Source organism: Cognatishimia maritima (genome assembly GCF_900129685.1).
Classification (GTDB): domain Bacteria; phylum Pseudomonadota; class Alphaproteobacteria; order Rhodobacterales; family Rhodobacteraceae; genus Cognatishimia; species Cognatishimia maritima.
This window is the reverse complement of record NZ_FQWM01000009.1, coordinates 1-19702: the sequence shown is the minus strand read 5'-3', so window position 1 is coordinate 19702 and position 19702 is coordinate 1. Positions and strand designations below refer to the sequence as shown.

General features: G+C 57.0%; 21 protein-coding genes. 14 read left to right on the top strand and 7 right to left on the bottom strand.

Going from position 1 to position 19702, the window contains the following annotated elements; translation table 11 throughout:
* Positions 1–104: 104 nt before the first annotated feature.
* Entirely contained in the window at positions 105–1466 is a 1362-nt protein-coding gene (locus tag BUA39_RS15175) for a FliI/YscN family ATPase (protein WP_072794072.1), read from the bottom strand.
* 68 nt (positions 1467–1534) lie between these two features.
* Here BUA39_RS15175 and BUA39_RS15170 point away from each other — a divergent pair, with 68 nt between their 5' ends.
* The 8 genes from BUA39_RS15170 to BUA39_RS15135 are packed head-to-tail and all read left to right on the top strand — an operon-like array spanning position 1535 to position 7743.
* Positions 1535–1882 carry a flagellar basal body protein gene (locus BUA39_RS15170; RefSeq protein WP_072794184.1) on the top strand — a complete coding sequence of 116 codons (348 nt, stop codon included), beginning with the start codon at positions 1535–1537 and terminating at the stop codon, positions 1880–1882.
* An 11-nt stretch (positions 1883–1893) separates the two neighbouring features.
* The gene (flgC, locus tag BUA39_RS15165) at positions 1894–2304 is read left to right on the top strand and encodes a flagellar basal body rod protein FlgC (RefSeq protein WP_072794071.1); all 411 of its coding nucleotides are present in this window, start codon (positions 1894–1896) and stop codon (positions 2302–2304) included.
* Positions 2305–2313: 9 nt separating this feature from the next.
* Entirely contained in the window at positions 2314–2637 is a 324-nt protein-coding gene (gene fliE / locus BUA39_RS15160; RefSeq protein WP_072794070.1) for a flagellar hook-basal body complex protein FliE, read from the top strand.
* Positions 2638–2670: 33 nt separating this feature from the next.
* On the top strand, positions 2671–2940 hold the full coding sequence (locus tag BUA39_RS15155; RefSeq protein WP_072794069.1) for a flagellar biosynthetic protein FliQ: 270 nt from the start codon (positions 2671–2673) through the stop codon (positions 2938–2940).
* 2 nt (positions 2941–2942) lie between these two features.
* The gene (locus tag BUA39_RS15150; protein WP_084605027.1) at positions 2943–3752 is read left to right on the top strand and encodes a lytic transglycosylase domain-containing protein; all 810 of its coding nucleotides are present in this window, start codon (positions 2943–2945) and stop codon (positions 3750–3752) included.
* A gap of 7 nt (positions 3753–3759) precedes the next feature.
* Complete coding sequence (flhA, locus tag BUA39_RS15145) at positions 3760–5856, top strand: flagellar biosynthesis protein FlhA (protein ID WP_072794068.1); 2097 nt, start codon at positions 3760–3762, stop codon at positions 5854–5856.
* 3 nt (positions 5857–5859) lie between these two features.
* Complete coding sequence (locus BUA39_RS15140; RefSeq protein WP_072794067.1) at positions 5860–6615, top strand: flagellar biosynthetic protein FliR; 756 nt, start codon at positions 5860–5862, stop codon at positions 6613–6615.
* A 3-nt stretch (positions 6616–6618) separates the two neighbouring features.
* Positions 6619–7743: an EscU/YscU/HrcU family type III secretion system export apparatus switch protein gene (locus BUA39_RS15135; protein WP_072794066.1), complete on the top strand. Its 1125-nt coding sequence runs from the start codon at positions 6619–6621 to the stop codon at positions 7741–7743.
* On the opposite strand, the gene BUA39_RS17040 is transcribed toward BUA39_RS15135, so the two are convergent.
* The 4 genes from BUA39_RS17040 to BUA39_RS15115 form a co-directional block, all read right to left on the bottom strand.
* Positions 7740–8186: an NUDIX hydrolase gene (locus BUA39_RS17040; RefSeq protein ID WP_072794182.1), complete on the bottom strand. Its 447-nt coding sequence runs from the start codon at positions 8184–8186 to the stop codon at positions 7740–7742. The two genes, BUA39_RS15135 and BUA39_RS17040, sit on opposite strands and share 4 nt — an antisense overlap.
* A 99-nt stretch (positions 8187–8285) precedes the next feature.
* Positions 8286–9089: an ABC transporter substrate-binding protein gene (locus tag BUA39_RS15125; protein WP_072794065.1), complete on the bottom strand. Its 804-nt coding sequence runs from the start codon at positions 9087–9089 to the stop codon at positions 8286–8288.
* Positions 9086–9802, bottom strand: a complete 717-nt coding sequence (locus BUA39_RS15120; protein WP_072794064.1) for an ATP-binding cassette domain-containing protein — start codon at positions 9800–9802, stop codon at positions 9086–9088. Before BUA39_RS15120 ends, BUA39_RS15125 begins: the two co-directional genes overlap by 4 nt.
* Entirely contained in the window at positions 9796–10500 is a 705-nt protein-coding gene (locus tag BUA39_RS15115; protein WP_072794063.1) for an ABC transporter permease, read from the bottom strand. Before BUA39_RS15115 ends, BUA39_RS15120 begins: the two co-directional genes overlap by 7 nt.
* A 206-nt stretch (positions 10501–10706) precedes the next feature.
* Here BUA39_RS15115 and BUA39_RS15110 point away from each other — a divergent pair, with 206 nt between their 5' ends.
* Positions 10707–11480: a DeoR/GlpR family DNA-binding transcription regulator gene (locus tag BUA39_RS15110; RefSeq protein ID WP_072794062.1), complete on the top strand. Its 774-nt coding sequence runs from the start codon at positions 10707–10709 to the stop codon at positions 11478–11480.
* Positions 11473–13047: a glycerol-3-phosphate dehydrogenase gene (glpD, locus tag BUA39_RS15105; protein WP_072794061.1), complete on the top strand. Its 1575-nt coding sequence runs from the start codon at positions 11473–11475 to the stop codon at positions 13045–13047. Before BUA39_RS15110 ends, glpD begins: the two co-directional genes overlap by 8 nt.
* A gap of 336 nt (positions 13048–13383) precedes the next feature.
* On the opposite strand, the gene BUA39_RS15100 is transcribed toward glpD, so the two are convergent.
* Entirely contained in the window at positions 13384–14490 is a 1107-nt protein-coding gene (locus BUA39_RS15100; protein WP_072794060.1) for a saccharopine dehydrogenase family protein, read from the bottom strand.
* Positions 14491–14604: 114 nt separating this feature from the next.
* Positions 14605–15036, bottom strand: a complete 432-nt coding sequence (locus tag BUA39_RS15095; protein WP_072794181.1) for an Lrp/AsnC family transcriptional regulator — start codon at positions 15034–15036, stop codon at positions 14605–14607.
* Between the two features lie 240 nt (positions 15037–15276).
* Here BUA39_RS15095 and BUA39_RS15090 point away from each other — a divergent pair, with 240 nt between their 5' ends.
* The 4 genes from BUA39_RS15090 to BUA39_RS15075 form a co-directional block, all read left to right on the top strand.
* Positions 15277–16833 (top strand): ABC transporter substrate-binding protein, encoded by a 1557-nt coding sequence (locus BUA39_RS15090; RefSeq protein WP_072794059.1) that lies wholly within the window; start codon positions 15277–15279, stop codon positions 16831–16833.
* Positions 16834–16961: 128 nt separating this feature from the next.
* Complete coding sequence (locus tag BUA39_RS15085; protein WP_072794058.1) at positions 16962–17942, top strand: ABC transporter permease; 981 nt, start codon at positions 16962–16964, stop codon at positions 17940–17942.
* Positions 17939–18901, top strand: coding sequence for an ABC transporter permease (locus BUA39_RS15080; RefSeq protein ID WP_072794057.1), 963 nt, complete (start codon positions 17939–17941; stop codon positions 18899–18901). The genes BUA39_RS15085 and BUA39_RS15080 overlap by 4 nt, the downstream gene beginning before the upstream one ends.
* Positions 18902–18905: 4 nt before the next feature.
* Positions 18906–19702 (top strand): ABC transporter ATP-binding protein (locus tag BUA39_RS15075; protein ID WP_072794056.1); only part of this gene is annotated, 797 nt, incomplete at its 3' end.

Here is a 19702-nt window from a genome sequence, read left to right as displayed (position 1 = left end):
ATAGCGGTTAAGCTGCTTCAAAGGCTTTCCGTAACGATTGATTGGATAAAGTTCTCCTTTGAAGGAGCGATGATCGGCCACCCACCCCCGGGTGGCCGGTTTTTTTATGCGGTGGCGCCAAGGTCGATGGGCACGTCGATGCCTGCTTCCAGAAGCATGCGGAAGATTTCAGCAAAGGCTTGATCAGACGTCATTTTCTCAGCCTTGCGTTGCGCGAGAAAGGCGTCGGCCGACCGAAAGAACTGCGCGGCTGCATCGATTTCAGGGTCCGAGCCGGGCTTGTAGGCCCCGACGCGGATCAGATCTTCCATATCGGCAAACTTCGCCAGCGCTTTGCGCGCCTCATGCATGATTTTGTATTCTTCGTCTGTATGGCAGGCGGGCAGCATCCGCGAGATTGAGCGCTGGATATTGATCGCCGGGTAACGGTTTTTCTCGGCAATGTTCCGGTCCAGCACCAAGTGCCCATCGACAATCCCGCGGATTGCATCGGCTATCGGTTCGTTCATGTCGTCGCCGTCCACAAGCACGGTATAGATCGCCGTGATATCGCCTTCGCCGTCGCGCCCGGGACCGGCGCGTTCCAGAAGGTGGGGCAGTTCTGAAAAGACGGTGGGCGGGTAGCCTTTGGTGGTTGGGGGTTCGCCGCTAGAAAGGCCGATCTCGCGCTGCGCCATGGCAAAGCGGGTGACGGAATCCAGCAGCAGCAAAACCTGACGGCCCTGCGTGCGGAAATGCTCTGCCACGGTGGTGGCTGTATAGGCGGCTTGTCGGCGCAACAGCGGCGCTTCGTCGCCGGTGGCGACGACAACGACAGAGCGTGCCATGCCTTCGGGACCAAGGTCTTCTTGGATAAATTCCTGCACCTCGCGTCCACGTTCGCCGACAAGGCCAATCACAATGACATCGGCGTTGGTGTTCCGCGCGAGCATCGCCATCAGGGTGGATTTGCCAACGCCAGAGCCTGCAAAAACGCCCATCCGCTGGCCTTGGCAGAGCGGGGTAAAGACGTCGATACATTTGATTTGGGTCTGCAGTTTTTGCCCTACGCGCCGGCGGGCAAAGGCGGGGGGAGGGCCGTTGCGCCCAGAGGATCGCGTGCGGCCTTTCTTGAAACGTGGCGCGTGGCCAAGCGGCCTGCCCAGCCCATCGACAACGGTGCCGATCCAGCTGTCATCCGGGCATATGCCTTCTTCGTGTTGGATCAATTCCACCGGGTCGCCGACGGCAACGCCGTTCCAGGTGCCAAAGGGCAAAAGCCGCAGCCCGTCTGAATCAGCGCCGATGACCTCGGCCATCACGGGGCCGTTGGCGCCTTTGACAATGCAGCGTTGGCCGATGCCAACAGCGCGTTGCAGGCCGGAAACGGTCAAGGACATCCCAACAATAGACTGCACGCGGCCCATGATTTGCATGGCTTCCAGCGAAGATATCTTGGCTTTCAGTTCCAAAAAAACCTTGGACACAAGAATAAACCCTATGTTAATCTTTGTTATACTTGCTATAATCAACAATAAATGCGCAGGAGTCCATGATGAATATCGAAGTGACAAATCTATTTGAGCTTGCATCGCAAAGACTCAAGTGGTTGTCCGACCGGCAGAAAGTGGTGTCCGAAAACATCGCGAACGCCGATACGGCGGGGTATCGCGCGAAAGAAGTCGAGAGTTTTGATTCCTATCTTGAGGTGGCTGCGGGACAAGCCGAAGCGCCAGGCGCCGCTATCTTTGAAAGCGAATCCACATGGGGCGCGGACCTGTCAGGCAACAATGTGATCCTTGAGGAGCAGATCCTCGAAGCGAGTTCCACCGCGGGTCAGTACAAGATTGCCGCCAACCTGTATCGCAAAGCACATGAGATGCTGCGCGCCGTGTCAGGGTAGGGGGCAGATAAATGGATAGCCTCAGCCTCATCGGAAAGATTGCCACCAGCGGCCTTCGGGCGCAGGGTGAGCGCATGCGGGTGGTGTCTGAAAACGTCGCCAATGCGAACTCCACCGCAGACACGCCCGGCGGTGATCCGTATCGCCGCAAGACCATCAGCTTTGGTGAGTTGATTGATGACGGCAGCGGTGTGTCGCAGGTAGAGATCGTCGATATTGATCGCGACTTGACAGATTTCACTGTGCGCTATGAGCCATCCCATCCGGCAGCGGATGATGCGGGCTATGTGAAAATGCCAAACGTGAACCCGCTGATCGAGATGAGCAACATGCGAGAGGCGAGCCGGTCGTATGAGGCGAACCTGACGATGCTGGAAAACGCCCGCCAGATGCGGAACCGTTTGATTGACATGATAGAATAGGGCTGAACGATGAGTGATTTTTCTTCGATCCGTTCCAATGCCGCCATTCAAGGGGCATACGGGAACGCAAAGTCCCTGAAAAGCCCGGCGCAGGTTGCGGAAGGCTCTGACGCACCGCAGTCTTTTGGCGACATGCTGCGCACAGCGGCCGCGCAATCTGTCGAAAACGTGCGGCAGGGCGATGAGGTCGCGACACAGGGCCTGACCGGCAAGGCGGGCATTCAGCAGGTGGTCGAGGCGACCATGACGATGGAAAGCACAGTGCGTGTGTCTGTCGCCGTGCGCGATAAGATCGTGGAGGCCTATCAAGACATCATGCGCATGCCGATCTAAGGATCGCTTGCGTCTTTTACTAAGGATGCCCGAATGGACAGCACAGGCGCATATGAGGTCATCCGGCTGACAATCAACACCATACTTCTGGGCAGCGCGCCGATTTTGGCGGGCGCGTTGGTGGTGGGCTTGGTGATTTCTTTTGTCCAAGCGCTGACACAGATCCAAGAGATGACGCTGACCTTCGTGCCTAAGATCATCGCGATCTTTGCGATATTGGCGCTGACCCTGCCTTTCATCTTTGGCACGCTGACCAGACTGTCGGATCGGGTCTTTGACCTGATCGTCTCCGGGGGCGTTTAGATATGGCGCGCGGTTGGGGCAAGGCACTTGGGATGATCGTCGCGGGCTTGCTGGCTCCGGCTTTGGCTCTGGGTCCGGCGGCGGTGCAGGCCGATCTCTTCACCAACCTCTATGCCTCGGCGGCACCCGTGCCAGCGCCAGTTGTGCAGGTGCCCGCAAAAAACCGGCCCACCACCGGCGCGCGCTGTGTGGCGGCGATCCTAGAAGCGCAGCAAAAATACGGCATCCCGGATAATCTGTTGCTGTCGATCGGTATCCAAGAGGCCGGGCGCAATGGCCCTGCGGGGCTGGCTGTTTGGCCATGGACGGTGAATGCCAACGGCGAGGGCGCGTTTTTCAAATCGCGTTTGGACGCCCAGAATTGGGTGCGTGAAAAGCAGGCACAGGGGATCACCAGCATCGATGTGGGCTGTATGCAGATCAATCTGCGTTGGCATGGCGACCAGTTCCCAAGCCAAGAAGCCGCCTTTGATCCCGAGATGAACGCGGACTACGCCGCGCGTTTTTTGCTGGGGCTTTATCAGGAAACCGGCAGTTGGCAGAAAGCGGCAGGGCGGTATCACTCTGCAACCGATGTGCATCAAGCGCGCTATCTGGCGTCGCTTGAGCGGAACCGCAAGGTGGTCGAGCGTGACATTGATCGTCTGACGGCCTTGGCACGGTCTTACGCGCCGGTTGCTGTGGCCGAAGTCGTTGCGCCGCGTGACCCACCACCCCCTGTTTTCTGGGGTGTTTCGGACGGCAGCAGCTATTCGATTTACTCTAACACTGAAATCCGGCCCATGTTGCCGGACTACAAAGAACTTTTCTGAGGACTATATGACCGCGTCCAATACAGACACACCCAACGTTACCGGCGGTTTCGCGCAGTTGCTTGCGAACCGCGATGTGGTTTTTGCGCTTGGCGTGGTGATGATCCTTGGCATGTTGTTCGTGCCATTGCCGCCGATCCTGTTGGATTTCGGCTTGGCAATTTCCCTGTCGCTGGCGGTGCTGATCCTGATGGTGGCGCTGTGGATACCGACGCCCTTGGACTTTAACTCTTTCCCGACGCTTTTGCTGGTTGTGACCATGCTGCGGCTGGCGCTGAACGTCAGTTCGACGCGGCTGATCCTCAGCCAGGGGCACACTGGGACGGATGCCGCGGGCAAAGTGATCGAAGGGTTCAGTCGATTTATTGTCGGCGGGGATTTCATCATCGGGATCGTGATTTTCTCGATCCTTGTGATCATCAACTTCATCGTGATCACCAAAGGTTCGACCCGGATCGCCGAAGTCGCGGCGCGGTTCAGCTTGGACGCGATGCCGGGCAAACAGATGGCGATTGATGCGGACCTTGGCGCGGGCATGATTGATGAACACGAGGCGCGCGAGCGTCGCCGGGTTCTGGAAGAAGAAAGCGCCTTTTTCGGCGCGATGGACGGTGCCTCAAAGTTTGTGCGTGGTGATGCGGTTGCCGGTCTGATCATTACCATCATCAACGTCGTCGGTGGCATTCTGATTGGCGTGGCAAGCTATGATCTGACGGTTGGTCAGGCGGCCAGCAACTATACGGTGCTAACGATTGGCGACGGTCTGGTGACCCAAATCCCGGCGCTTGTTGTGTCCTTGGCCGCGGGTTTGCTTGTCACGAAGGGCGGCACAAAGGGTGCAACCAACGAAGCGGTTCTGAAACAGCTCGGCAACTTCCCGCGCGCGCTTTACATGGCCTCGGCGCTTTGTTTTGTGGTGGGTTTCCTGCCGGGGTTTCCTTTCGTTGTGTTCGCCGTCCTTGCAACGGGCATGGCGGTTATGGGCTACGTCATGCAGGGATCACTTGCGGATCAGGCCAAAAAACAAGTTGCGGATGAGCTCGCCCGTAAGGAGGAAAGAGAAAAGCCGGTTGATCCGATCAAAGAAATGCTGAAACTGGATGATCTGCGGCTTGATCTGGGCAGTGCTTTGGTGCCGCTGATCAACTCTCCTGATGCGGCGCTGCCGGGCAAGGTGAAAAGCCTGCGCAACCTGTTCATCAAGGATTATGGCTTTGTGATCCCACCGGTGCGCATCAAAGATGACGCGACGCTGCCCGCCATGAGTTACGCGATTTCGATCCACGGTGTGGAAACTGCCAAGGGCGAATTGCGCCCCGGTGCGATGATGGTGATTGAACCCTCTGGTGCCGCTGTGGACATCCCCGGAGAGCGCACGCGCGAACCGACTTTTGGTCTGAACGCGATTTGGGTCGACCAAAGCCGCGCGTCAGAAGCCGAAGCGCGCGGCATGACGGTTGTGGACCCCGAAAGCGTCGTCACGACACACCTGACCGAGATCATCAAAGAGCATATGCCCGAGTTGCTGACCTACGCCGCCACGCAAGAGTTGGTGAACGGGCAAAGCAAAGATTATCAGAAGCTGCTGACCGAGATTTCCAACAGCGCGCCGCTGGTTCTGATGCAGCATGTTTTGCAGGCGTTGATGAGCGAGCGGGTGTCGATCCGCAACCTACCCAAGATCATTGAAGCGGTGGCCGAGGCTTCGGGCACCACGAAAAACGTGCAGACCATCGTCGAACATGTACGCGCGCAACTGAGCAAACAGATTTGCCAGAGCCTTGTCGACCCGCAGGGCTATGTGCCGGTGGTGACGCTGGGCCAGACCTGGGAAACTGAGATGCAGAACGCGATTTCCAAAACCGGGGATGAGACGAATTTCATCATGTCGCCGCAACGGGTGCAGGAATTTGTGCTGGCCGTGCGTAAAGAAATTCAAGAGTTTGCCGCCGGGGATCAATGGCCTGCATTGCTGGTCGCGCCAGATAGCCGCCCCTATGTGCGCTCGATCCTAGAGCGCGTCAGCCCGATGACGCAGGTGATTTCCCACAATGAAGTGCACCGCAAGGCCTCGCTTAAGACAGTGGCCACCATTGGCGGCTAAGAGATGGACCTGAACTCCTATATCGCGACGGTGCTGTTTGGCTACTTGCTGGTGGTTGGGCGGATTGGCAGCGCGATGATGTTCCTGCCGGGATTTGGCGAAGCGCAAATTCCGGTGCGCGCACGGCTGTCGTTTGCCTTGGTCCTGTGTCTGGCGCTTTATCCGGTGGTGCCGGTGGTCGCAGGCGCGCCAAACACGCCGACCGCGATGTTTCTGTTGCTGATGGCTGAGATCACGGTGGGCGTTTGGATTGGTGTCACCGCGCGTATCCTGCTGTCGGCGATGGATTTCGCGGGCTACCAAGTGGGGCAGGTGTCGGGTCTTGCCAATGCCTTTGGGCCGTCACTCGGTTCGTTTGAAGGCGCGACTTTGGTTGCGACGCTGCTGTTGATTGCGACCGTTGCCCTGATCTTTGTGACGGACACGCATCACATCATTTTACGCGGGATGATGGAAAGCTATGCGGTCTTCCCACCGGGTGTGATCTTTGCCGGTGATCTGGCCAAGCAGATCGTTCATGCGGGCAGCAAGAGCCTTTATATTGGGGCCTCTATCGCTGCGCCGTTTTTCGTGATGGGTGTGATCCTGAACCTTGGCATGGGTCTCGCCAACCGGATGATGCCCCAACTTCCCGTCTTCTTTGTCGCTGCAGCCATGCTGATTGCGGTTGGTCTCTTTATCCTTGGTGTCGCAGCGCCTAGCATGATCCACCACTGGCTGGGAGAATTCAGCAGCTGGTTCGGATTGTTTAGGTTCTGAGCGATGGCAGAAGAAGACAGAAGCAACAAGACCCAGGAGCCGACCGAGAAGAAGCTGCGCGATGCGCGCAAGAAAGGCGATGTCCCTGCCTCGCGCGAAACCGGCAATATGATGGTTGTCGTGTCGCTGATTGGGGTGGTGGCGATTGCCTTGCAATGGCAGGGCCCAAAACTGGTGGATGCCTTGGCCTCCTTGGTGGACAACGCCGGGCGCATCCATGTCGGTGTTGAACGTCCGGGTGTTGCGACTTTGGGCGATGTTTTCTGGGATTTCATCAGCCGGATCGTGCTGGCGATCGCGCCAGTTTTTGGGCTGATCCTGTTGGGCGGTATCGTTGGCGTTCTGATTCAAGGAGAGACGGTTGTCGCTGCTGAGCGGATCAAACCAAAATGGTCGAAAATTTCCATTTTCGAGGGCCTCAAGCGTCAGTTCTCGGCCAATACGCTGGTTGAATTTGTCAAAAGCCTTGTGAAGGTTCTGGTCGTGGGTGGCATGGCGCTTTGGGTGACAAATAGCGCCGTCCGCGACATCTGGCAGGGCACGGGGTTCGTGCCAGAGCATCTGCCGGGCTATATGTCAGATGCCACGCGACAGCTTTTGATCATGGCCGCGGTTTTTCTGGTGCCGGTGGCCATTCTCGACATTCTGTGGAAACGCTTTGACTGGCGCAGAAAGCAGATGATGTCGGTCAAGGAAATCCGGGATGAGATGAAAGAGGCCGAAGGTGATCCCCTGATCCGTGGGAAACGCGCGCAGTTGCGACGCCAACGTGCGCAGCAACGGATTGCCACCGCAGTGCCGACGGCCAATGTGATCCTGACCAACCCGACGCACTACGCTGTGGCATTGCGGTATGAACAGGGCGTCGATGTTGCGCCGGTCTGTGTGGCCAAAGGGGCAGACTTGATGGCCCGCCAGATCCGTTTGATCGCGCATGAACATGAGGTGCCGATTATCGAGAACAAACCGCTCGCGCGCACGCTTTATGACGTGATCGAGGTCGACGATCAGGTGCCGGTTGAACATTGGGAAGTGGTGGCGGAAATCATCAGCTTCGTGATGGCACTGAAACGCGATCCAAAGCGAAAGCCACCCACTGGATCTGAGCTGCGGACTGATCCGAACTAAGGCTGCGTTGCTTCGCTAAGCTTTGCCGCAATCTGTTTCGCAACTTTGGCGACACCCCAACTGAGGGGGCGGACCTCGTTGACCACATCGCGCACCGGCACCCATTCTGCTGCTGCCGCGTCGTCGCCCGCCTTGGGGATGCCTGAAACATAAGTGCAGGGCACGACGGCCAGCAGATAGTGATAGAGGATCGCGCCATCCTCATCCCGGCCAATCACATCGACATTGGTCAAATAGGCCTGCGGTGTGCCGATGACGGTGGTTTCCTCAAAAAGTTCCCGCACGGCGGCCTCTTGCGCGGTTTCACCCAGTTCAACGTGTCCGCCGGGAAACCCCCACAGGCCAATGCCGGGCGCCTTGCCCCGTTGCACCATCAGGAAATGGCCGTCACGCAGGATAACGGCGATGGCACCAACTTTGGGGGTGAGGGTGGGGGCGGACATGGCGGACCTTTTGTCGATTTTGCGCCACCCTGCGCGGAGCGGGGCCGAATGGCAAGGCGTCATTCGGCAAAGTGCGCAGGCGGTGCGGGTACTGGCCGCTTATTGCGCGTTGAAGGTAAAGAGTTGTTCACCATTTAGCCGGTAGCCGTCGATCAGCAATTTGGCTGCCTCGCTGGTCAGCCACGCCTCAAGCCGCAGGGCGGCGTCGTGATTGACATGGGCATGGCGGGTCGGGCTGACAGGCAGGTAGGCATATTGATTGAACAGCACCGGGTCGCCTGCGAAAAGGAGTGTCAGATCGCCTTTGTTGCCAAAATTCAGCCAGCTTGCACGGTCGCTGAGGACATAGGCATTGAGGCCTGAGGCCACATTCAACGTTGCCCCCATGCCAGCCCCTGCGGCGCGATACCATTCAGGCGACAGGTCAGCACTGTCAAAACCCGCTTCCGCCCAAAGCGCTTTTTCCTTCTTGTGGGTGCCACTGTCATCGCCGCGCGATGCAAATCCTGCTTGAGTGGCTTCAATGCGCCGCAGCGCGTCTGCTGCCGTTGCAGCCTCGCCGACTTTGGCGGGGTCATCATTGGGACCGATCAGGACAAAATCGTTGAACATGATCTCTCGGCGGTGGGGTGCGAACCCTTCGGCCACAAAGGTTTCTTCGGCCGCTTTGGAATGCACCAGAATGGCGTCCACATCCCCGGCGCGACCCAGCCGCAGGGCCTGACCTGTGCCGACCACCAAAAGATGCACATCAAGGTCGATGTCGTCTTTGATGGCAGGCAAAAGGATCTCTGCGAGGCCCGAGTTGTGAAAGCTTGTTGTGACCGCGAGTTTCATTTCGTCCGCCTGAACGAGCGTCGCCGTGGCCAAAGTGAGCAGGGCAAAAAGGGGTCGCAGGATCATTCGACAATGTCTCCGTTCAAAAAGGCCTGTGCCTGGGCCGTCATGGGGTTTTCAAAAAATGTGGTGGCAGGGGTTTGTTCCAAAAGCGCGCCCTTGTGCATGAAAATCACATCATGCGCCAGACGCCGCGCCTGTCCCAGATCATGCGTGGCCATGATCAGACGCGTGCCCGCCGCGTGCACTTCTTGCAAGAGGTCCTCGATTTCGCGCGTGGCGCGGCCATCAAGATTGGCGCAGGGCTCATCCAGAAACAGCACCTCGGGGTCGCGGATCAAAGCGCGGACCAGCGCCATTTTTTGGCGTTCGCCGCCGGACAGGTCAGTGGCGCGTTGGTTCAGGGCTTTGCCAAGATGGACACGGTTGAGCCAGTCGGTTGCGATGCGAAAGGCGTCTTTGCGCGAAGTCCCATTCAGGCGCAGCGGGTAGGCAACGTTTTCAAGCACGGTCCGGCGCATTAAGATAGGGGTCTGAAACACAAAGGCTTGCCGGTCACGGGCCTGTTTGTCAGGCAGCGCCCATTGGATGTCACCACCCGCCAGCCGCTCCATCCCGTGCAGGGTTTTCAAAAGCGTGGATTTCCCCGCGCCATTGGGGCCAAGCACGATGGTGGTGCCGGTGCCCGACAGCGAAAGCGAAACGCCGTCCAGCAACAGACGCCGGCTTTTGCGCACCTTTAGGTCGCTTGCGCGCAGAGGCAGGATCGACGTCACCATCGGCCACGCACCTCGGTGCCAGAAACGCGGTGGATCGCAAGGTTCACCACAATCGCAAGGAAAATCAAAACAAAGCCTAGGCCGAGCGCCAAAGCGAAATCGCCTTTGCCGGTTTCAAGCGCGATTGCGGTGGTCAGGACGCGGGTGACATGATCGATATTGCCGCCGACAATCATAATCGCGCCGACCTCTCCGATGCCGCGCCCAAAACCGGCCAAGGAGGCCGTCAGCAAGGCGCGCCGCCCGTCCCAAAGCAAGGTGCCCATGCGCTGAAATCGCGAGGTGTTCAGGGAAATCAGCAGATCGTGGTATTCGGCCCAAAGATCACGGATCGCCTGATGGGCAATCGAGGCAATCAGGGGCGTCAGAATAATGACCTGCGCAATGATCATCGCGGTCGGCGTAAAAAGCAGGCCAAAGACGCCAAACGGTCCAGAGCGGGAAAGCAACAGGTAAACGATCAGCCCGACCACAACCGGCGGCAGGCCCATTAGGGCGTTCAAGATGGCGATGACCGTGCGGCGATAGCGAAACCTGCGCAGGGCAAGCCAGCAGCCAAGCGGCAGGCCAATGAAGGACGCAATCAGAACCGCGCTTGTTGTGACGTAAAGCGACCGCAGCGAAATCTCGATAAGATCCGCGTCCAAAGTGAAGATCAGCCAAAAAGCCGCCCGCAGTCCCTCAAATATATCCGACATGCGTTTCCGTCCGTGTGTCCGCCTTGCAATCTAACGCCCAAGATCGCAGTGAGGCGAACGGAAAACGGCATTCTGCGTCGCTTTTTGTGTATTCTTGCTGTGGGGCGCTGCGTCGCACCCAAGTGAACACAAAATTCCCAAAATTTCTGGCCTTTCATGTTCATTCGCGCTATTTCGAGTGTGAAATGAAAATATCGAGGTCCCAGATGGCCCTAAATGACCGCCAAGAACAGATACTAAGCCTGCTGAAATCCGAAGATCGGGTTGAAGTTGACGATTTGGCGAGCCGTTTTGCCGTGACCACGCAGACCATCCGGCGCGATCTGACAGAACTCTGTGACCGGGGATTGGCCACACGGACCCATGGCGGGGCGCGGAAACTCGTCTCTAGTGCGTCCTTTGGCTACGAAGAGCGGCGCCTGCGCAATGCACAGATCAAAGAGGCGATTGCGCGCCGCGCCGCGGACCTGATCCCGAACGGGGCGTCGATCATTCTGAACATTGGCACCACAACAGAACAGGTTGCCGCCGCGTTGGCCATGCACGAGGACCTGACCGTCATCACCAACAATATCAACGTCATCCACATCCTGCGCGGGGCGCGGTTGAATTCATTGGTGATCGCTGGCGGGTCCGTGCGCCAATCTGACGGGGCGGTTGTCGGGGCCGAAGCAGTGGAATTCATGCGGCGCTACAAGGCAGATTTCGCGATCATCGGCACTTCGTCTTTGGACGAAGACGGCGCAGTTTTGGATTTTGACGAGCGCGAAGTCGCTGTTGCCCGCGCCATTCTGGAAAACGCGCGCACGAAAATTCTGGTGGCGGATGCGTCCAAGTTTGAACGCAACGCCCCGGTTCGGATCTGCGGTGTCGCTGATCTGGATTACGTCATCACTGACAAACGCCTGCCCCAATCCTTTGTCGACGCGGCAGAGGCGGGCGGTACGAAACTTATCACATTGGAAGACGGATATGTCTGACACTCAAAAAACCTATGATCTTTTCGTTATTGGCGGCGGCATCAATGGCTGCGGCATCGCACGTGACGCGGCAGGCCGAGGTCTGACCGTTGCTTTGGCAGAGATGAATGACCTCGCTTCGGCCACTTCGTCATCCTCGACCAAACTATTCCACGGCGGTTTGCGCTATCTGGAGTTCTTCGAATTCCGCCTCGTTCGAGAAGCTTTGAAAGAGCGCGAAACCCTGCTGACGGCGATGCCCCACATCAGCTGGCCGAAGCGCTTTGTACTGCCCTATCACAAAGACATGCGGTTTGATTCTGAAACGCCAACATCCAAGCTGCTGACCACCTTTATGCCATGGATGAAGGGCCGCCGCCCCGCGTGGCTGATCCGTTTGGGTCTGTTTATGTATGACCACCTTGGCGGGCGGAAAATTTTGCCGGGCACCAAGACGGTTGATCTGACATCGGGGCCAGAGGGCGCACCGCTGGAGGATCGCTTTGCCAAGGCTTATGAATATTCCGACTGCTGGGTGCAGGACAGCCGCTTGGTGGTTTTGAACGCGCGCGATGCGGAGGCGCGCGGGGCCAAAATTATGACTCGCACCAAGGTGACATCGGCCCGGCGCGAGGGCGACCTGTGGGTGGTTTCAACAGAAGATCGTCATACCGGGGCCACGCAGGAATTCCGCGCAAAGATGCTGGTGAATGCCGGGGGTCCTTGGGTGATGGATGTGATCCAAGGTGTGGCTGGGATCAACAGCTCTGAAAACGTGCGGCTTGTTCGGGGCAGTCATATTGTCACCAAGCGGCTTTACGATCACGACAAATGCTACTTCTTCCAGGGCGAGGACGGGCGGATCATCTTTTCGATCCCGTATGAGCAGGACTTTACATTGATCGGAACAACCGATGCTGATCACGCGAGCTTTGATGAGCGCCCGGTCTGTACGGATGAAGAACGGGATTACCTGCTGGCCTTTGCCAACAACTATTTCAAACAGACGCTGACGTCAGATGATGTTGTTTGGACCTACTCTGGCGTACGTCCGCTGTATAACGACGGGGCAACCAGCGCGACGGCCGCGACGCGGGATTATGTGCTGCGCGTGAATGAGGACGGCGGTGCGCCGATCCTGAACGTGTTTGGCGGCAAGATCACAACCTATCGGCGTTTGGCGGAAAGTGCGCTCGAGAAAATCGCCGGGTTCTTTCCCCATCTGCCGGGGAAATGGACCGCTGGGCAGACATTGCCGGGCGGCAATTTCGCGGTTGATGGCGGTCCGGCTTTGTTGGACCAAATCAAAGCCCGCTACCCGTTCCTCAGCGACAAAGACGCGTTGCGTTTGCTGCGCACCTACGGGACCGAGGTCTTTGACATCTATGGTGAGGCCAAGTCTGCCGAGGCACTGGGCGAAGGTTTTGGGGCCGGAATTACGGCGGCTGAACTGGATTGGGCCAAGCGTGTTGAATGGGTGCAATCCGGTGACGATTTCCTTTGGCGTCGTACCAAATTGGGTCTGCGTTTGACAGATGACGAACGCGCCAAGGTGGATGCTTATATTTTAGGCAATGGCAACGGATAGACCATAATCAGACGTAACGTTCGCGAATCGAATCTTGTCGATTTGAGATGAGATTCGCCATTTCAGGGCGCGAAAGCGACAGAGTGTTTTTTGGATGCGTTCAAAGAAAGACGACTGCGTAATAATAAGCCGCTGAAAAATAACGCGTTTTACAAACAGAGAAGGCCGCGCATTGCTGCGCGGCCCGCCTTATCCAGCGTCATCCTCCAAAACCCTGATGCGCCGGATATTCAAATAAAATCATCGTGAGACTAGACTTGCGTGACAATTGCGTCTTGTCAAATCTGCATTTGCTTTGGGTTGTGAAAAATTTTCATTCTCCCGTATAGGGCGTGTCTAGGCGGCGTGATGCAGGGTGCTGACATCACCTTTCTGATAAAGCGCGCCGAATTCTGTTAAGAGGAAATCCTGCAGGCGCACCTGTTCTTGTCGTACAAAACCGACCGTTGGCAGCTTTCCTTGGCGCATCAAATCCACCGCGCCCAATACGCCAGCGGCTGTGGTGACTTGGATCGCACTCCAGATGCGGCCATCGATCTCTCGGGCGAAGGATTTGTTGATATAGCTTTTCTCGCGCAGGCTGCCGTCCTTGTGGCCTTTCGCAGTGCAGAACACCAAGACCACATCCTGATCCGTACGGGGCAGGGCGGCCTCAAATATTTCTTTCAATAAATCGCGACGCCGATCCAACCCAAGGTCATGCAGCAAGAGCTTCAAGATCTCACAATGACCGGGATAGCGGATCGATCGATACGACACCGCGCGGGCCTTTCCGTCGAGCGTTTCCGGCAATGTGCCAAGACCGCCGGAGGTGTTGAAGCATTCATATTCAACGCCGTCATGTCCAAGGATTTCGTAATCTTCCAGGGGCTGGGTTTTGGTGCGTTCACCGTTCACGATGGCATCGCAGGGGTTGCAGTATTCGTTGATCAGCCCCTCGGTTGACCAGGTAAGATTGTATTTTAGCGCATTGGTCGGATAGAGCGGCAACGCCCCGACCCGCATGTGCAGGCTGTCGAGCGTGTCGAACTCTTCAGCCAAGGCCGCGCCGGCAATGCCGACAAACCCCGGCGCAAGGCCACATTGCGGCATAAAGGCTGTCTTGGCGTCTTGTGCAAGATCGCGCACGGCTTGTGTGGCGGCGACATCTTCGGTCAGGTCAAAATAATGCGCCCCAGCCGCTTTGGCGGCGGTGGCGATTTGTGGAGTCAGATAAAAGGGCGCTGCGGAAATCACAGCATCAAAATCTGACAGGGCCGCTGCCAACCCGTCTGGATCATTGGCGTCGATCTGTTTGGTTGCGATATCAAGGTCTCTGATCGATGACAGGGCCGCCAGATCGCAATCCGCGACGCTGACGCGATAGTTTGGTGACTGTTTCAGGAGCGTCGCGATCATCTGCCCGATGTTGCCTGCTCCGACCACACAAATGTTCCAACGCATTTTTGGCCTCCTTCTCCTAATCTCAGGATGCGGAGCAGGCTGTTCAAAAGCCAGCCAGCAAGGCGACGAAATGTTGGTTGGGATTGTCAATATGACGACAAATCTGACGATATGTCAGCGGCGGTCGATCCGACGCCCAAAGACCACATGGGTTTTGGTGCGATTGACGCCGGGGATCGCGCCGAATTCATCGGTGAGAATATCAAGATCTTCGATGCGCGGTGCTTCGGCCACAATGATCAGGTCGAATTCTCCATTCACCGACAGGCATTGCTTCACCTCAGGATAGGCCGCGATCCTGCGGATGATCTGCGCGGTCTCTGGCTGGTGCACGGCGAGTTGCACAATCACCTGCACCATCGGCGTTTCATCAGGCTGCCCAAGCACCACCGTATAGCCCTTGATCTGCCCACGTTCCTCCATCCGTGCGATACGTTCATGCACAGTGGTGCGTGCCACGCCAAGCGCCTTTGCAATGCTGGCGGTGGACTGCCGCGCGTTGGCCTGCAGGGCGGCAATGATCTTGGTATCAAGCGTGTCTTTCACGTGTTTTCGGCCTGTCTGGTGGACGAGAAGAATGACGCCTTTCAGGCGCACGACCTAGCGTCAAGGTCCATGCTAATCGTCGGGCCGTGCAAAGCGCAAGGAAAATCAATGATGTATTTCAATTGGTTAATCGACATATGACGCTGTATTCGTCATGCGCATGGCCCCATGCAAAACTGGCATTTGCACATTTCCAAGCCGCGCCAATACTGGGACCATAATAAACTGGGAGCGTCTATTATGAAAAAATTTACCACTGGCGTAGCAACTGCTGCGCTTCTCGCCGTGCTGTCTGGCGGGGCTTTTGCTGAAACTGTGCGCGTTGCTTATGACGCTGATCCGGTTTCGCTTGATCCCTATGAGCAGCTGTCTGGCGGCACCCTGCAACTGTCGCATATGGTATTTGACCCGCTGGTCCGTTGGACCAAAGATCTGCAGTTCGAAGCGCGTCTGGCGGAAAGCTGGGAGCAGATTGACGAAAACACCATGCGGTTCAAGCTGCGTGAAGGTGTCAAGTTCCACAGCGGCAATGATTTCACCGCGAAAGACATCGACTGGACCTTTGACCGCATCAAGGAAAGCGCGGACTTCAAAGGTATTTTCACACCTTTCACCGATGTTGAAGTTGTCGACGACTACACTGTCGATCTGAAAACCGCCGCGCCTTATCCGCTGATCCTGCACACGGCGACTTACATCTTTGCGATGGACAGCGCCTATTATTCCGGCACGACCGACGACGGCAAAGACAAAGCGGAAATCGTCAAACACGGTGACAGCTTTGCGTCTCGCAATATGTCAGGCACGGGTCCGTATATCGTCACCGACCGTGAACAGGGCGTGAAAGTCACGTTTGATCGCTTTGACGGCTATTGGGACACCGCGTCTCCGGGCAACGTTGATGAAATCATCCTGACCCCAATCAAAGAAGACCCAACCCGCGTTGCAGCCCTGCTGTCAGGCGACGTTGACTTTATCGCGCCTGTGCCACCGACCGATCTTGATCGCGTGGATAAGGCTGAGGGCGTGAACCTGATCACCATGCCGGGTACACGGATCATCACATTCCAAATGAACCAAGAACGTGTTGAAGCCTTTAAGGACAAACGCGTGCGTCAGGCGATTGACTATGCCGTGAACAACGCCGGGATCGTCGACCGCATCATGCGCGGCTTTGGCACCGTGGCGGCGCAAGCCTCCCCCGAAGGGTATCTGGGCTACAACCCTGATCTGACCCCGCGGTTTGATCTGGACAAAGCCAAGGCGCTGATGGCCGAGGCGGGGTATGCCGATGGGTTCTCGATCACCATGATGGCGCCCAACAACCGCTATGTGAATGACGACCGGATCGCGCAGGCAGTGGCGTCTATGCTGTCTCAGATCAACATCACCGTTGATTTGCAGACCATGCCAAAAGCGCAATACTGGCCCAAGTTCGACGAGCGCGCGGCGGATATGATGATGATCGGCTGGCACGCGGATACCGAAGACTCCGCAAACTTCCACCAGTTCCTGTCTGCCTGCCCAGATGCCGATACCGGCAATGGTCAGTACAACTCTGGCAACTTCTGTAACCCAGAAACCGACAAGCTGATGGACATGTCCAACACGGAAACCGATCCCGCGAAACGGGGTGAGGCGCTGCAGAAGCTGGAGGCGATGCTTTATGACGAAGCGGCCTTTATCCCGCTGCATTGGCAGAACCTCGCTTGGGGTGCCAAGGACAATATGAACGCGGAAGACATCGTAAACGCGTTGAACTTCCCGTACTTCGGCGACCTCGTGGTCTCTGAATAATCCCTGTGGGTCCGGGCTGGCCACGCTTGGCTGGCCCGGCCAATTCCGTCATAAGACATCAACGGTGTCTTACTCCGCCCCTGATTGCGTGAACCGGGGGCCGGAACGATCTAATTTGGGTGGAGATCATGTTTGCCTATCTCGTAAAACGAGTTTTTCAGGCCATTGCGGTGATGTTTGTCATCTCGTTGATCGGCTTTGCCATTCAGGGCAACCTGGGTGATCCGCTCCGTGAGTTGGTGGGGCAGTCGGTCTCTGAAGAGGTGCGTCAGCAGCTGCGCGAGGAGCTTGGGCTGAACGATCCCTTCCTGCAGCAATATATTCGCTTTGTTGGCAATGCGATCCAAGGCGATCTTGGGACGTCCTATTTCTTTAAGGAGCCGGCGCTGGACGTGATCATGAAAAAGTTGCCCGCCACGCTAGAGCTGGTGTTTGGCGCAACAATCATCATCATTGGCCTCTCGGTGCCCTTAGGTGTTTACACGGCGATCAAACCCAATGCCGTTCTGTCACGCCTGATCATGGGTCTGTCGATTGTCGGCATTTCAATCCCGGTGTTCCTGACCGCGATCATGATGATCTTTGTCTTTTCGGTTGAACTCGGCTGGCTGCCAAGTTTCGGACGGGGTGATCTGGTGCATGTCTGGGGCTATTGGGAGACCAATTTCCTGACATTCGACGGCTGGGCGCATATTATTCTGCCGTCCATTGCCTTGGCATCGATCATGTTGCCGCTCTTCGTGCGCCTGATCCGGGCAGAGATGATGGAAGTTCTGGAAAGTGAATACGTGCGGTATGCCAAGGCAAAGGGCATCAACCCATGGCGCATCTATTTCGTACACGCGTTGAAAAACACGCTTTTACCGGTGATCACCGTGGGCGGTGTGCAGATCGGGACCATGGTGGCCTATACGATCCTGACTGAAACCGTGTTCCAGTGGCCGGGCATGGGATTCATGTTCCTAGAAGCTGTGAACCGGGTCGATACGCCCCTCATCGTGGCTTATCTGATTGTCGTTGGCTTTATCTTCGTGGTGACCAACACCATCGTTGACCTGATCTATGGCCTCGTGAATCCAACCGTGAATCTGGCGAGGATGGGCGCATGAGCGAGCAGAGCATCGACACCCACGCGCCACATCAGGCAACCCCGTCCCGGTGGGAAAAGATTTGGGATTCGAACATGGCTTATAGCTTCCGGCGCAATCCGGTTGCGATGGCCAGCATGGCGATCTTCCTGCTGATCGCGCTGCTGTCTTTTCTGGCACCGGTTATTGCGCCCTATGATCCCTATGATCCGGCGTCGATTGACCTGATGAACTCGGAATACCCACCAGCGTGGGTAGAGGGTGCTTTGCCAGAGTTTGCATTGGGCACCGATGATCAGGGGCGCGATTTGCTGTCGACGATCCTTTATGGCACCCGGTTGTCGATCATCATTGGCCTCTGCGCCGTCGCGTTGCAGGCTTTCCTTGGTATTTCGATCGGCCTGATCGCTGGCTATATCGGCGGGCGCACCGACAGTTTGCTGATGCGGATGGCAGATATCCAATTGTCGTTCTCGACCCTTATGGTGGCGATCATCTTCCTTGCGGTCACCCAGGCGCTGTTTGGGTCAGAGACCTTTAACCGCTATGCTGTCTTTTTCCTGATTGCCGTGATTGGCGTCGCCGAATGGCCGCAATATGCGCGGACGGTGCGGGCGACGGTGCTGGCGGAGAAAAAGAAAGAATACATCGACAGCGCGCGAGTGCTTGGGTTTGGACCGATGCGGATCATGCTGCGGCATATCCTGCCGAACTCGCTGTCGCCGATCTTTGTGATCTCGACCGTGCAGGTCGCCAACGCGATCATTTCCGAGGCGTCGCTCTCGTTCCTTGGCCTTGGCATGCCACCGAGCCAGCCGTCTCTCGGTTCGCTGATTTCGGCGGGCTTTGACTATATCTATTCCGGCAGCTGGTGGATCACCGTTATTCCCGGGATCGTGCTGGTGGTCCTGGTTCTGGTCATCAACCTTCTCGGTGATTGGGTGCGCGATGTGCTCAACCCCAAACTTTACAAGGGGTAGTCTGATGTCATTGCTTTCTGTCCGGGACCTGACCGTCAAATTTGCAATGCGGGATCAGACCGTGACCGCGCTGAACGGGATTTCCTTTGATCTGGCCAAAGGCGAACGGCTTGGCATCGTTGGGGAATCCGGCGCGGGGAAGTCGATCACTGGCTTCTCTTTGATGAACCTGCTGAGCCGTCCCGGCTATATCGACAGCGGCGAAATCCTGTTTGATGGCCAAGACGTTGTCAAAATGTCTGATGCGGAACTGCGCCGGGTGCGCGGCAATCGTATGGCGATGATCTTCCAAGACCCGATGGTCACGCTGAACCCTGTGCTGACGATAGGCCAGCAGATGGTGGAAACCATCCGCGCGCACCGCAAAGTCAGCTATGACGATGCGCGCCAAATCGCGATTGTAAAACTGCGCGAGGTTTACATTCCGTCGCCAGAAGAGCGGCTGGAACAATACCCGCACGAACTGTCCGGCGGTATGCGGCAGCGGATCATCATTGCGATTGCTTTGCTGTTGGACCCGCAGTTGATCATCGCGGATGAACCCACAACGGCGCTCGACGTGACCATTCAGGCCGACATTATGGAACTGATGCTGGAACTGTGTCAGTCCAACCAAGTGGGGCTGATCCTGATCACCCATGACCTTGGCGTGGTCAGCCAGATGACAGAACGCACATTGGTGATGTACGCGGGGCGTATCATCGAAGCGGGGCGCACCCGTTCGATTATCAATGACCCGCAGCACCCCTATACGCAGGGTCTGATCAACGCTTTGCCGCAGCAGACTCAGCCGGGTGAACA

Bases quoted from the DNA above. Each gene is read 5' to 3' on its own strand.
- BUA39_RS15150 (WP_084605027.1), top strand. From the start codon at position 2,943: ATGGCGCGCGGTTGGGGCAAGGCACTTGGGATGATCGTCGCGGGCTTG.
- BUA39_RS15115 (WP_072794063.1), bottom strand. From the start codon at position 10,500: ATGTCGGATATATTTGAGGGACTGCGGGCGGCTTTTTGGCTGATCTTC.
- glpD (WP_072794061.1), top strand. From the start codon at position 11,473: ATGTCTGACACTCAAAAAACCTATGATCTTTTCGTTATTGGCGGCGGC.
- BUA39_RS15170 (WP_072794184.1), top strand. From the start codon at position 1,535: ATGAATATCGAAGTGACAAATCTATTTGAGCTTGCATCGCAAAGACTC.
- flhA (WP_072794068.1), top strand. From the start codon at position 3,760: ATGACCGCGTCCAATACAGACACACCCAACGTTACCGGCGGTTTCGCG.
- BUA39_RS15090 (WP_072794059.1), top strand. From the start codon at position 15,277: ATGAAAAAATTTACCACTGGCGTAGCAACTGCTGCGCTTCTCGCCGTG.
- BUA39_RS15085 (WP_072794058.1), top strand. From the start codon at position 16,962: ATGTTTGCCTATCTCGTAAAACGAGTTTTTCAGGCCATTGCGGTGATG.
- flgC (WP_072794071.1), top strand. From the start codon at position 1,894: ATGGATAGCCTCAGCCTCATCGGAAAGATTGCCACCAGCGGCCTTCGG.
- BUA39_RS15120 (WP_072794064.1), bottom strand. From the start codon at position 9,802: ATGGTGACGTCGATCCTGCCTCTGCGCGCAAGCGACCTAAAGGTGCGC.
- BUA39_RS15100 (WP_072794060.1), bottom strand. From the start codon at position 14,490: ATGCGTTGGAACATTTGTGTGGTCGGAGCAGGCAACATCGGGCAGATG.
- fliE (WP_072794070.1), top strand. From the start codon at position 2,314: ATGAGTGATTTTTCTTCGATCCGTTCCAATGCCGCCATTCAAGGGGCA.
- BUA39_RS15155 (WP_072794069.1), top strand. From the start codon at position 2,671: ATGGACAGCACAGGCGCATATGAGGTCATCCGGCTGACAATCAACACC.
- BUA39_RS15080 (WP_072794057.1), top strand. From the start codon at position 17,939: ATGAGCGAGCAGAGCATCGACACCCACGCGCCACATCAGGCAACCCCG.
- BUA39_RS17040 (WP_072794182.1), bottom strand. From the start codon at position 8,186: ATGTCCGCCCCCACCCTCACCCCCAAAGTTGGTGCCATCGCCGTTATC.
- BUA39_RS15125 (WP_072794065.1), bottom strand. From the start codon at position 9,089: ATGATCCTGCGACCCCTTTTTGCCCTGCTCACTTTGGCCACGGCGACG.
- BUA39_RS15110 (WP_072794062.1), top strand. From the start codon at position 10,707: ATGGCCCTAAATGACCGCCAAGAACAGATACTAAGCCTGCTGAAATCC.
- BUA39_RS15135 (WP_072794066.1), top strand. From the start codon at position 6,619: ATGGCAGAAGAAGACAGAAGCAACAAGACCCAGGAGCCGACCGAGAAG.
- BUA39_RS15140 (WP_072794067.1), top strand. From the start codon at position 5,860: ATGGACCTGAACTCCTATATCGCGACGGTGCTGTTTGGCTACTTGCTG.